This is a genomic window from Dysgonomonas sp. 216 (assembly GCF_010501065.1).
Lineage (GTDB): Bacteria > Bacteroidota > Bacteroidia > Bacteroidales > Dysgonomonadaceae > QVMM01.
The window spans coordinates 14,540-28,754 of record NZ_QVMM01000014.1; the positions used below are offsets into that span (position 1 = coordinate 14,540).

The following is a 14,215-nucleotide window of genomic DNA, read 5'->3' on the forward strand; positions in this document are numbered from 1 at the left end:
TATAAAGAGACAAAAAAGGATTCTGTTGTTGCAGAATCCTTTTTTTATCTATACATTATGTTGTTATTCCGTTTTCGGCTGTCCGAATTTCGAAGGTGAACACTTGTACTGCGATTTGAAACATTTGCTAAAATAGAAAGGATCTTCAAAGCCTACTTTGTACGAAACCTCCGAAACTGTGAATTCTCCTGTTAATAATAGCTCGGCAGCCTTAGTCAGCCTTTTTATCTTTATGAGCTCGTTGGGCGAAAATCCGGTTATACCTTTTACTTTTTTATAGAATATTGTACGTTTCAATTTAGCTAGTTCGGCAAACTTATCTACCGAGAATGTATAATCGGCAAGATGCTCGTCAAGAATGTTATTTATAAGGTCGTAGAATTCTTTGTCTTTATCGGTCGATGATATTAAGCCTCCATCGATAACAAACTCGCTAGAGAAACGTTTTTTCAGTTGCTCGCGTTGTTCTATTAATTTAAATACTCGCGTTACAAGATATTTGATGCTGAATGGCTTCATTATATATGCATCGGCTCCGCTTTGTATACCTTCCACCTTATGTTCGAGCGAAGAGTGTGCTGTTAACAGAATAATGGGAATGTGACAGGTTTGAAATTCTTCTTTTAAACGTCGGGTAACTTCAAAGCCATCCATTTCGGGCATCATAACATCGCAGATAATCAGGTTGGGATTGTTATTTATAGCTTTTGACAGACCTTCTTTCCCGTTTTCGGCAACATCAACCATGAAATACTTACTAAACTCATTGACAAGGAAGTTGCGAATGTCGTCATTGTCGTCTATTATAAGCATTTTATAGTTGGCTAATGTTGAGTCGTCGATATCCGGCCGTATAATTTCAACGGCTTCGGAAGGAAACATAACCAGCGGGTCTTGTTTCTCTTCAATAATGTCAGGATGTGGGCTCTGTATGAAGTTTTCGCCTTTATATGTATTGGGTGAACTCGATAATTCAACATTAAATATCGATCCTTTACCATCTTCGGTATTAGTTTCGTACCAAACCTTACCCTTATGTACGTCAACAAATTCTTTTACCAACGATAATCCTACACCTGTACCCGAAGAAGAGAAGTTTATTTGCATAAATCTGCTGAATAGCAAATCTTGTTTCTCTTTATCTATACCTATACCATTATCTTTTACCGATATTGTAAAGGATTCGTTTTTTTGATTGATTGATATTTTGACATCTATTTTTCCTCCTTTCAATGTAAACTTGAAAGCATTTGCCAGTAGGTTGTAAATGATTTTATCAAGTTTTCTGCGGTCGATATACGTGCGGAACGAATTGGTTTCGCTAACGAAAGTATATTCAATTTGTTTTTGTGCTGCAATGTCAGAGAATCCTGTGTAAATGTCGCGCACAAACTCAATAACGTCGGTTTCTTCCAAATCGAGCCTTAATACGTTGTTTTGTAGCTTTCTGAATTCCAGCAATTGGTCAATCAACCGTGTTAATATCGACGAATTCCTGCTTAGCACATTTATGTGTTTTTTTACCCGTTCGGGAACATCAGTCTGCTCGTTTAGGTTTTCTACTGCACCTCTGATAAGAGTAAGTGGGGTTCTAAACTCATGCGATATATTAGTGAAAAAACGAAGCTTGTGGTTTGTTAATTGCTTTTCAACTTCAACAGCATTGTTTAGTTTATAAAACTTATTGACAAGATGCATAATTATGTAAATCGCCAATAGTATTAATACAGAATATATGATATATGCCCAAATCGACTTCCAGAATGGGGGTGTGATTATTATTTCTACTTCAGTGGTTTTAGGGTTCCAAATTCCGTCGCTATTGCTACCTCTAACCATAAAGGTGTATTTTCCGGGCGGGATATTTTTGTATGTTGCAGTATTGATATGATTAGTAGGGCTCCATTGCTTGTCGTAATCCTTAAGTCTGTATGTATATTTGTTCTTCTCGGGGTTCTTCAAACTAAGAGTTGCAAACTCTATAGTAAAGGTGTTTTGCTTATAATTTAACTCAACCTTATCGGAATATGATATGGATTTTTTTAATGGCGAGTCGGGTTCGCCGGCTTTAGCCTTCTGGTTATAAATAAAAAAGTCGGTTAATGTAACAGGCGGAGTATTTTCTTCCGGAATAAAAGATTCAGGGTTGAAAGCAATAACACCATCGAGGCTTCCCCACATCATATCTCCATTACGGCAAAACAGATTAGCATTTTCATTGAAATGATTTCCATAGGTTTTTTCCGAAAAGTGGTAAGTCATAAATGAATTACCCTTTTTGTCGAATTTTGTTATCCCATTTTCGCTGCTTATCCATAAGTTCTGCTCGTTGTCTTCAAGTATCCCCGATACAATATCGCCCGAAAGCCCGTCCACGGTTGTGTAGGCTATAAAATATTCGCTATGGTTCTCAGTAGCTTCAATGTACCTGTTTAGTCCGCCTCCGGCAGTACCAATCCATATTTGTCCGCTATTGTCTTCGTATATGGTTTTTATATCGTTACTGTTCAGGCTATTCTCTTTCTTTAAATCCAGTTTGTATGTCGTATACGCCTGTGGGTTCTTTAGTAATTCTTCGGGGTTGAAACGTATGATACCATCGCTTGTGCCGGCCCATATTCTCTCTTTACTATCCTGATACAGGTAACGAATATAACTTCTGTTTCCTTCGTTATTAAAAAATCGCTTGAATGTTATTTTATCGTTCGATTCTTGTACAAGATTTATTCCGTTACCGAAAGTTCCTATCCAGATGCGGTCTTTGCTATCTTGCATGATGTTAAAAATGGTGTTGCCGCTAAGACTTTCTTTATTCGTTTCGGATGCATTAAACTGTTTTATTGTGTTATGCGATCTCGAATCAATAAGGTGTAAACCTTTGCCTTTAGTTCCAACCCACATACGAAATAATTTATCTTCGATCATACAATACGGATTCAGGTCTTTTTCTATACAACGAGCAGAAGTCATCTCTTCATTATATACATATAAGCTTCCGTTTTTAGTCCCTACCCAAATATCATTGAGCGACGACTCGTATATTGTACGTACATTGTTGTTTTTCCCCAACGAGGTTGTTTCTTCGGGATGTATTATACTAATGTTATAATTGGGTTTGGTTACTTTTATAATACCGGCATATTCGCTCCCGATCCAAATATTTCCAAAACGGTCTTCGGCTATTGATAATATATAATTAGAGGCCGGGCTGTTCTGGTTCGAGTTATATTTGTAGTTAACCAATGTTTCGGATTGATTGTCGTAACAAAATAGACCGTTTCCGTAAGTTGTTACCCATATCAAGTCTTTCGAATCGATAAATACGTTGTATCTTTCAAGGTCAATAATTTGGGCTATATCTTTAGGTATCAGAGTCAGTTTGCGGGTTTTCATTGTTTCGGGATTGTAATACCAAACAATTCCGGAGTGGTTATATATCCAAATGCCCTGTTTTCGGTCTACAATAAATTCTATGTTACCGGCGAGGTCCTTGTCTTTACTCCATTCGGGAGTGCCGAATCGTTGAGTATTAACATTGTAAGATATAATACCTGACGATTTAGTTATAATAAGTACTTCATTGTTCGATAGCTTTGTAATGTCAATAAAAGAATCGTTGAACAATGGATATTTTATTTCGTTGAATATTTTGTTTTTCAGGTCGTATTCAATAATAGACGACTCTTCTGTCGAAAAGTATATTTTATTGTTTAACTCCGTGGCATTAGAAAGCGAACGCCTGTTTTTAGTGTTGTTGTAGTATGCGGCAACCTCGTCTCCGTCTATTTTGTACAAGCCTGTATTATCTCCGGTCCATATTGCCCCTTTAGAGTCTTCGAATATAAAACGGGCATGTATTTTTCCCGATTGTGTACTATTGAGGAAGAATGTTGTAGTAAACTTATTGTTTTCGCGCCTAACCCTGAGGCAGCCGGGAACATTTCCCCACAGCCATATGCTTCCGTCCGAAGCTTCGTAATAATCGTTGTAAAGAGCAGTCTCGTTGTCTATGTCGTTAGGCAGATAGTTTATAAAAGAATCGGTGATAGGATCGTAACAATCGAATCCGTTACGATATGTTTTAATCCACAGATAGTTATTTTTATCTTCATACACGTCTTTTATCCGATGATCTTCGAGCGAATTCATGCTTCCGATTTTCGGCTTATAGGTAATAATCTGATATCCGTCGTAACGATTCAGACCATCCAATGTTCCGGCCCAAATAAAACCCTTACTGTCTTCGAGTATTGTTCTTACAGTGTTTTGAGAAAGGCCATCTTTTGTACTTATTTGATAAAAATGGAATCCTGTTGCTTTGTTAGGTAATAGTTTAAATGGTATTAGAAAGCACAGGAAAACAAAAATAGATTTTATGATATTCATCTTTTCCTAATTATCATATTGTGTTTAGTATTCAAAAATACGAAATAATAATTCAAATTGATATTAAGAAATTGTTTAAAATTCTCAAAAGCTTTTTTTCTATATTGCACAGTGCCTTATCGGGTTGCAATGTCTCCTGATTTTTTTTCTTAAATAGCGGTATTATGACTCGTGTTTGTTAGCTATTTCGTGTATAAATGGAACAGAACCGGTTAAAATTTCGTTTATTATGTACAATATTCCATTTTTATAGTATCCTGTATATAATACATTTGCAATGTTGAATATAATCTGATAACCTAATATTCTGATTCATGAATAAGAATTTATTACTAAAATATCTTCTTTTTTTTATTTTAACTGTGTGCGCGCAAACACCCGCTAGTGGTGCTACCTTTAAAGGTAATAAACGCGTTAAATACAACTTTAATATGGAATGGATGCTTCATATTGGCGATTTACCTGAGGCTTACCGGGTTAAATACGATGATGCATCGTGGAAAAAAGTGACATTGCCTCGTGCTTTTAACGAAGATGATGCATTTAAAGTAGCAATAGACGAACATACTACGGATATTGTATGGTATCGCAAACATTTTAGATTACCGGCTAAAGATAAAGGTTCAAAAATATTTCTGGAATTCGAAGGAATACGTTTTGGTGGCGAATTTTTTATAAATGGAACATCTGTCGGAATACACGAAAACGGAGTTATGGCTTGTGGTTTCGATATTAGCGATTATGTGAACTTCGGGGGTAAAGAAAATATTGTAGCTGTACGAATCGATAATTCGTGGGAATACAAGGAGAAAGCAACAAACGAACCTTATCAGTGGAACGATAAAAACTTTAATGCAAATTATGGGGGGATTCCTAAAAATGTTTATCTGCATGTTACAGATAAAGTGTATCAAACATTACCGTTATACAGTAATCTAAAAACAACAGGGACATATGTATATGCTCGTGAGATAAATATTTCGGGGGCAAATGCAATGGTTTATGCCGAATCGGAAGTGAAAAACGAAACAAGTAATGAAAAGGAAATTACTTATGAGGTTGTAATTGAAGATATGGATGGAGGTATTGTAAAACGTATGGTTACTTCAAGCGTAAAAGTACCGGCAGGAGAAATTGTAAATATAAAAGTTGGAGATCGGGTTAACAATCTCAATTTTTGGAGTTGGGGATATGGCTATTTATATAATGTATATACGATACTTAATGTAAACGGTGTTCCAACAGATGTAGTTAAAACCAGAACAGGATTCAGAAAAACAGCCTTTCGCGATGGATTGATAAAGTTAAACGACAGAACTATTCAGGTTAAGGGATATGCTCAACGAACAAGTAACGAATGGCCTGCAGTAGGAATGTCGGTGCCTGCGTGGTTAAGCGATTACAGCAACAAGCTAATAGTCGAAGGTAATGGTAATTTAGTGCGGTGGATGCATGTAACACCTTGGAAGCAGGACGTGGAATCGTGCGACAGGGTAGGGCTTATGCAGGCAATGCCGGCCGGTGATGCCGAAAAAGATGTGGATGGACGTCGGTGGGAACAAAGGCTGGAACTGATGCGCGATGCTATAATATACAATAGGAATAATCCGAGTGTTATTTTTTACGAATCGGGAAACGAGTCGATAAGCGAAGAGCATATGGCTCAGATGAAGGAAATCAGGGATAAATACGATCCTTATGGAGGCCGGGCTATAGGTTCGCGCGAGATGCTTGATAGTAAAATAGCGGAATATGGAGGTGAGATGCTTTATATAAATAAAAGTGCACATATACCTATGTGGGCAACCGAATATTGTAGAGATGAAGCATTGCGTAAATATTGGGACGACTATTCTTTCCCATATCATAAAGATGGAGAAGGCCTTAAATATTATAGGTCGACGGTAACTAATACTATTCAGAAGAATGTTGATGCTAGTGCTTATAATAGAAATCAGGATTCGTTTTTTGTAGAAACAATCAGGCGTTGGTTCGATTATTTTCGTGTACGTCCCGGTACGGGGAAACGTGTGAGCTCGGGAGGAACAAACATAATATTTTCCGATTCGAATACCCATTACCGTGGGTCTGAAAATTTCAGGCGTAGTGGCGAAGTTGATGCAATGCGTATACCTAAAGATGCATTTTTTGCCCATCAGGTAATGTGGGATGGATGGGTTGATGTTGAAAATCACCGCAGTCATATTGCAGGACACTGGAATTATCAAACATCGACCGTGAAAGATATTTTTGTTGTATCGTCCGGAGAGCAGGTAGAACTTTTTGTGAATGGAAAATCGAAGGGTTTTGGCGAACGTAATTATAATTTTCTGTACACATTTAAGAGTGTGCAGTGGGAGCCCGGTAGTTTAGAGGCGGTTAGCTACGATTTGAATAAAAAAGAGCTGAGCCGGCATAAATTATCGACAGCAGGAGACCCCGTAGCTATAAGAATGAAAGAAATGCACGCTCCTGATGGTTTTTTAGCTAACGGAAACGATTTGGCATTGGTAGAAATAGAGGTTATAGATAAAGACGGGAAAAGATGCCCGTTGGCAAATAATATGATTTCGTTTAAACTGGATGGTCCGGCTGAATGGCGGGGTGGATTGGCTCAAGGTGTTGAAGGTAATTATATACTTTCGCAAGAGCTTCCTGTCGAGTGTGGTGTTAACAGAGTATTAATAAGGTCTACAACGAAAAGCGGGACTATTAAGTTAACGGCTACAAGCAAAGGACTCGAGTCGGCGTCTGTGTCTCTAACCTCTAAACCATTCGCTTTTAAGAATGGATTGTCCGAGTATATCAGTGGCGAGCATCAGCCTGTTTTTTTGTCGCGTGGGGCTACTCCTAAAGGTGAATCGTATAATAAGATGACACGTACACCTATTGGTATTTCCGGTGCTACGGCAGGAAGTAATGAAGATAAAGTAGCGTTAAGTTATGACGATAACGAACTGTCGGAATGGAGTAATGACGGACGCTTGAGTACTGGTTGGATTAAGTATGAATTGGAACGCGATGCTGTAGTGTCGCAAGTAGAGTTGAAACTTTCTGGTTGGAGGATACGCAGTTATCCGATACAAATATTTGTTGATGATGTAGAGGTGTATAAAGGAGAAACCGATAAAAGTTTAGGATACGTATGTATTCCTGTAACACCAACAAAGGGGCGTTTGGTAAAGATACAATTAATAGGGCTAAGTAGTGATGAAGATGCCTTTGGCGGAATTATAGAAGTGACAGGCAATAAAGAACTCGATTTATACAAAGATCCGAAAGCATTAGATTCGAAGGGTCAATTAAGAATTGTGGAAGCCGAATTTTACGAATAAATAAACGTTAAAATAGAAATTTTCAGTCCTGTTTAATCAGGAATTTAACTATTGTTAAAGTTAAACCTTCGGTCTGTTAGCCAATATTAAGTAGGGTTTTTACTATTATATTATATAAAGGCTTGTAATTACATTGTAACCCCATTTAATGCATTGTTAATAATCAATCAGGGTGCTGACGGGTAAACGCCACTGTTAATTTAGTTTATTAATCCTGTCTTTTTGTACATCTATGCTAAAATCCCATTCATGTCGATTTCGTAATGTTTTGCATGGCTGCTTTTAACGAGCATTTGGCTGGTAAATGGCTATGTTTTAACAACCAAGATTATTTGTACTGTAAATACAATAATACATGCTTTTGTATTATTTTTCATTATCCTTTTGGCATTAAGCACATAAATTTGTATCAGAGTAGGTGTGTAAAATAGCTTATGAATGTTAATCAATATAAAAAACGCAAAACCATGAATGATATGAAAAGAATTACATGAAATGAAAGGAAATTAAGAACAGGGACTAGTTGAAACCTGTGCGATGCTACTAACTAAATAAATTTATCTGTAAAAATTTGAAAGCTTATATTTCTAACACCTTAATGTCTGGATCATGAGAGTAAAGAATATCCTATTACTTTGTTTTTGTTTAATCGCTTTCGTTCAATGTAACGATAATGATGAATATTATGATGAGCCTGGTTGGTTAGAAGGACCACTTTACCAAGTTCTGGAAAAAGAAGGGCGTTTTTCTAATTATTTGAAATGCGTCGACCGTACAAACTATGCTCTTGTTATAAAATCAGGAGGATTGTACACGTTATTTGCGCCAAACGATGAGGCGTTTAGTATTTACCTTGCCGAAAAAGGTTATGCGTCGGTTGACGATATACCTGAAAAAGAAGTTAATGCCATTGTTGCTTATTCGATGGTTACATCCAGATGGGAGGAATCTCACTTGGGTGATTCTTTCGATCCGGATGAGAAAGTTTATATGCCGGGCTTTGGGGTGAAAAAAAGAACAAATTATTATACATCGGTATATAAAGAGCCCGATGCTATAGCCGACGGTTGGGTTGTAGACCAAAATCGTGCAGACGGAAGCAATTTTACTATGCAAAGCGACGGGCTATCTGTTTATAATAACTTTAAACATAAATACATGCCTGTGTTTATGTCGTCGTACTTTAATAATCTATCCTTATCGGCTAACGATTATAATACATTCTTTCCCGATGTAGAATATGTAGGTCGCAATGTTTATGGAGGGCGGTTGTTGGAAACGGATATGGTTGCCCGTAATGGTATAGCGCACGAAGTGTCTGCTGTGCTCTATCCGTTAGATAATATGGATAAGGAATTGGATTTACCGGAATACGCGTCTTTTAAAAATCTGTTAGAATATAAAGATATTGCGGGAAATTCGGTTTACAAATTGTATTATGAGGATGCGAATGCCACAACAGCATATAAAAAATTGAACAGCGAGGTTAATAAAGTATATGTTAAATACTATAATAATTATTATCCAAATGGATTATACTTCTCGCCAAATTACGAAATTTATGAAGGGAACCTAACTACTAACGAGAGTGAAGGCTATACAATGCTTGTGCCTACAAACGAAGTTTTGGATGATTACATTCAAAATAAATTGTTGAAATATTATAATAGTCTACACGAGTTACCTGCAGGAGTTTTATCTTCATTCATAAATGCGCACTTTGTTGACGGATTAATCTGGCCATCGTTATTTCCTGCTGCAAAAAATGCAACAGGCGAATATTTGAATGCAGAGGGAAATGGAGGCCCTGCTTTTGAAGAGTCGGGAATATTGAGCAAAAGAATAAAAAGTAACGGTTTTGTTTACTTGGTTGACCATGTAGTGAAAAGCAAATTTTTTGAAACAGTATTTGCCGAGATTATATTGAATCCCGATTTTTCGATGCTTAATACAGCTTATTCAAACTATTATGCAAACTCGTTGCGCGAAGATCTGATGAGAGGCCAACTAAACGGATATCCAACAAATAGATATACTGTTTTATTACCTTCGGATGCATTGCTGACTGAAGATGGTTACACTACTTCTTACGATGGAACGAATACTTCATTCCGGAATTCTCTTATACCTTCGGGAGTAGGTTCGGCTGACGATCGTTTGAAACGGATAATTCGTATGGGCTTGTTTAAAGGCTATGCCAATGGCGAGTTTAATTCGATGGTAGATTCTTTTGAAGGCGATGTAAATAATGCTTTAGGTTATAACAGATGGGGATTCAGAGTGTCGGAATATGGCGATTTAATTCGTTTTAAAAACAATCAGATTCAAGCTGTTGGTAATATCGAGGATGGAAGTTTTGTTACTGTAACACCTTGGGCAGAGTATGAAAACGGATTGGTATTTACTATAGATAAATTGCCTCAGTTTTCGCCCCGTTGGACTCAGTCGAATGTCGATGCCGGATGGAAAAGCAAATCCCTTTGGGAATATATGGATCAGGCAAGATCAGAGAATACAAATGTATCTACTTTCGTAAATTATGTACAAGCTTGCTTAAAAGATCCTGAAACAACAGAGCTAACCGGTATAAACGAAGAAAATTATTATACCATATTGATGATAAATAATACATCAATGAATCAGGCAGCAACAGCAGGTCTTATTCCTACTTTGGCCGAAATTACAGCCGATCCGACAAAGGCCGAAATTGGAGCGAATTTTTTGAGGGCTCATTTCCTTCAGGGCAGGGTATATGCCGACGACGGACTCGATTATCTATACCCATATAATTACTTATCGCCTAATTTGGATTTACCTTCTACAATGCTACGTATCAACGACGAAGAAGCCGGACTTATTAATCAAAGAACTTATGTTAGCGTTTCTAAAGGTGCTAATAATGTATTAAGTATTCTTCCCCAGAAAGTTGAAGTTGGAGGTAAAACTGTTGTTAATACTTCTAAAAGCCGCAATGTACGTTTGATTAGAGGTTCGGTAAATGCTGCTAACCCTGATAGGTTTAGAAGTAATCGTATGGCAGGACGTTCTGTTTTACACGAAATAAACGGTTACCTCGCATACGAAGTGGTAAAATGATGATATCTCTAATTATTAAATTGAAAGATATAAGATAATAGAAGTAATATATCAATGAAAAACAAAATTATAAATATGAAAAAGATAATTAGAATATGGTCTTTGATTTTGGGTATCATGGTATTGTTTCCCGGAGGATTATCTGCACAACAGAAAACCCTGATACGAGGAACGATAATCGACAAAGATAAATATCCCTTAGCTCAGGCCACTGTTATAGAAGCCGATAAGGATAATCGTACAATAACCAGTGCGGTAGCCGACTTAGATGGTAATTTTAGTATAAATGTTGTAGATACAAAAAATGTATTGGTTATTAAATACATTGGATATAAAGAAAAAAAGGTAAGAATAGGAGATCAGCGTGTGATAAACATTGTGATGGACGACGATGCACATCAACTTACCGAGTTTGTGGTAACTGCAAAGCCAAAACAAAATTTAGGGGGATTGTTAATTGACGAACGAGACCTTTCGATGGCTGTAGGACGCATAAATGCCGAAGAAATAGCCGAAGTGCATGCAGCATCAATTGATGATGCGTTACAAGGCCGTATTGCCGGTGTTGATATTGTAGGAACTACCGGTAATCCGGGAGGAGGAATGGCTATCCGTATACGTGGTACATCGTCTATTACGGGCGACAATATGCCTTTAATCGTAATTGATGGTATTCCGATGGAAAGTACTGTGGGTACAAGTACTAATCAGGGATTTGACCTTAGCACTGCAACCGAAGAAGAATTTTCGCAGTTACTAAACATCCCTCCGAATGATATAGCAGAAATAACTGTGCTGAAAGATGCTGCAGCCTCGGCTATCTATGGTTCGAGAGGTGCTGACGGGGTTTTGTTAATCACAACTAAACGCGGAACAATAAGTGCTCCCAGAATAACATTTAATAGCACATTCACGGTTGATAAACAGCCGGATGCCATAAAGCGTCTTTCGGGAACCGAGTATTCTACCCTGATGATGGAAAGTATGCTTAATGCCGGATTAATTTTAAATACTTCGGTTTATCCCGAGTTTGCATACGACCCCAATTATCCTTCGTACTATTACAATTATTCGCAGGATACCGATTGGGTAAAAGAACTTACCCAAACAGGTTTTACGCAAGATTATAATGTATCTATATCGGGAGGTAGCCGTAAAGTACGTTACCGTTTCTCGACAGGATATTGGGATCAAAAAGGTATAACAATCGAAACAGGATTCGAGCGTTTGTATACTCGTATGAATCTTGACTATTTTGTTTCCGATAAATTACGTTTTTCTGCCGATATCGCTTATACACATTCCGATAAGCAAGCTAATTATATTCCTGAAACAAGCGATAATACAAAGGGCGATTTGCGCGATAAGGCTTATATAAAAATGCCTAACCAAAGCATCTATACTTATAACGAATATGGTGAAAAAACCGATCAGTATTTTACACCGCAAAATAATATTCAAGGAAGCTTTCCTAATGTTTATAACCCGATAGCGATTGCCCGTGATGGAAAAAATGATTTAAGGAGCGATAAAATTACACCTAAGTTTTCGTTAGTATACGACTATAGTAACGAGTGGCAGTTTAAGATGGATGTGGCATTTGATATAACAAACGAGAAAAGACAGAAATATTTGCCACAAACGGCAACAGGTTTGTCATGGAATAATACTAATACAAATTTTGCATCTGATAGCGATAATGAAACATTTGTTATCCAAACGTTCTCGCAGGTTCGTTATATTCCTGAGTTTAAGAATAAAGACCACCGTATAATAGGATTGCTTGGGTTAAATACTTATGATAACCAAAGTAAAGATTTTTATGTGGCGTCGTCTAATTTACCGTCGGCCGTTTTACAAGATCCCTCGGTTGGAGGTATTGTGAATTTATCGGGGCGCGAATCGTCAGGAACATCTCAACAACGAAGCCTTTCGGCTTATGCTAACCTTAACTATGCATTAAAAGACAGATATATTGTTTATGGTAGTGTGCGTGTCGATGGAAACTCGCGCTTTGGCGAAAACTATCGTTATGGTGTATTCCCTGCAATATCCGGACGATACAGGGTATCGGGCGAGCCTTTTATGCAAGGTTTGAGCAAATGGATAGATGATTTTTCGATAAGAGGATCGTGGGGGGTAAATGGTAAGACTCCTAAATATAACGACATGTTTAGGGCAATGTATAATACCTATGGTTATACTTATTTAGGTAATAAGGCTACTTATCCTTCGTCGTTGGCACTTAACGACTTACGTTGGGAAAGAACTACGCAAAAAAATCTGGCATTCAACCTCGTGGCTTTCGATAACAGGATAAATGTGGAATTCGATACATATTGGAAAACTACAAAAGACGGTTTAGGTAGTACTGCAATACCGTCATCTTCAGGGTTTTCGGGTATGACGGCAAACCTTAACACTGTAGAAAATATAGGATGGGAATTGAATGTGCAAACTACACCTTATAAAAACAAGGATTGGTTAGTGAACTTTAATTTCAATATAGCCCGTTCGCAAAACTATTTACGTAAGATATCGGAGTACATGCAGGTGGTTGATGGTAACTGGCAGGACAATGGAAACTATTTGATTCGCTTAGAGAAAGATCAGCCTTATGGAGCATTCTATGGTTATAAGTATAAAGGAGTATATCTGAATGAGGAACAAACTATAGCCCGCGACAAAAATGGAAATCATATTTATACATTGGGCGACAATGGTCAATTAGAGCCGGTTTACATGAAGTTCGGATATCCAAGTGTTGGTTATGAATTCCAGCCCGGGGATGCCCGTTACGAGGATATCAACAACGATGGTAATATAAACTATCAGGATGTTGTGTATCTGGGAGATTACAATCCATTGTTTACTGGAGGTTTTGGACCAACTGTACGGTTTAAAGGTTTCTCGGTAAGTGCATGGTTCTATTTCCGTTACGGGAACGATGTAATAAACATGAGCCGTATGCAAATGGAAAAAATGTACAACTTCGATAATCAGAGCCGTTCGGTATTGCGCCGTTTCAGACAACCGTATGAAAATCCGGCAGATGCACCATCTGATTTATTACCTCGTGCATTATATAACGACGGATATAACTGGCTTGGATCGGACCGTTTTGTTGAAGATGGATCGTTCTTGCGATGGAAAACGTTGACATTTAAATACATGGTACCTAAAAAGGTTGTTAACAATTTTGGGGTGTCAGATTTGTCAGTTTGGTTGACATTGCAAAACCTTTACACATGGACAGATTATACGGGACAAGATCCTGAGGTCAAAATTAGTGGAAGCCTAAGTGAGGTGGGGCGCGACTATGCGAACGCACCAAGAGCTAAGCAATTTACTTTAGGATTTACCTTAGGATTTTAATGATGGAATTTCGTACAAAAGTA

4 protein-coding genes are annotated in these 14,215 nt (G+C 37.6%); 3 read left to right on the forward strand and 1 reads right to left on the reverse strand.

Annotation, left to right across the window (positions count from 1 at the left end):
- Positions 1 to 63: 63 nt before the first annotated feature.
- Positions 64 to 4,386, reverse strand: coding sequence for a two-component regulator propeller domain-containing protein (locus tag D0T53_RS09295; RefSeq protein WP_163267155.1), 4,323 nt, complete (start codon positions 4,384 to 4,386; stop codon positions 64 to 66).
- Between the two features lie 314 nt (positions 4,387 to 4,700).
- Here D0T53_RS09295 and D0T53_RS09300 point away from each other — a divergent pair, with 314 nt between their 5' ends.
- The 3 genes from D0T53_RS09300 to D0T53_RS09310 all read left to right on the forward strand — a co-directional run bounded on the left by D0T53_RS09300 (position 4,701) and on the right by D0T53_RS09310 (position 14,192).
- On the forward strand, positions 4,701 to 7,721 hold the full coding sequence (locus D0T53_RS09300; protein ID WP_163267157.1) for a sugar-binding domain-containing protein: 3,021 nt from the start codon (positions 4,701 to 4,703) through the stop codon (positions 7,719 to 7,721).
- Positions 7,722 to 8,330: 609 nt separating this feature from the next.
- Complete coding sequence (locus D0T53_RS09305) at positions 8,331 to 10,817, forward strand: fasciclin domain-containing protein (RefSeq protein WP_163267159.1); 2,487 nt, start codon at positions 8,331 to 8,333, stop codon at positions 10,815 to 10,817.
- 75 nt (positions 10,818 to 10,892) lie between these two features.
- Entirely contained in the window at positions 10,893 to 14,192 is a 3,300-nt protein-coding gene (locus D0T53_RS09310; protein ID WP_163267161.1) for a SusC/RagA family TonB-linked outer membrane protein, read from the forward strand.
- Positions 14,193 to 14,215 lie beyond the last annotated feature (23 nt).

Coding starts and splice junctions, on each gene's coding strand:
- D0T53_RS09295 (WP_163267155.1), bottom strand. CDS start 4,386: ATGAATATCATAAAATCTATTTTTGTTTTCCTGTGCTTTCTAATACCA.
- D0T53_RS09300 (WP_163267157.1), top strand. CDS start 4,701: ATGAATAAGAATTTATTACTAAAATATCTTCTTTTTTTTATTTTAACT.
- D0T53_RS09305 (WP_163267159.1), top strand. CDS start 8,331: ATGAGAGTAAAGAATATCCTATTACTTTGTTTTTGTTTAATCGCTTTC.
- D0T53_RS09310 (WP_163267161.1), top strand. CDS start 10,893: ATGAAAAAGATAATTAGAATATGGTCTTTGATTTTGGGTATCATGGTA.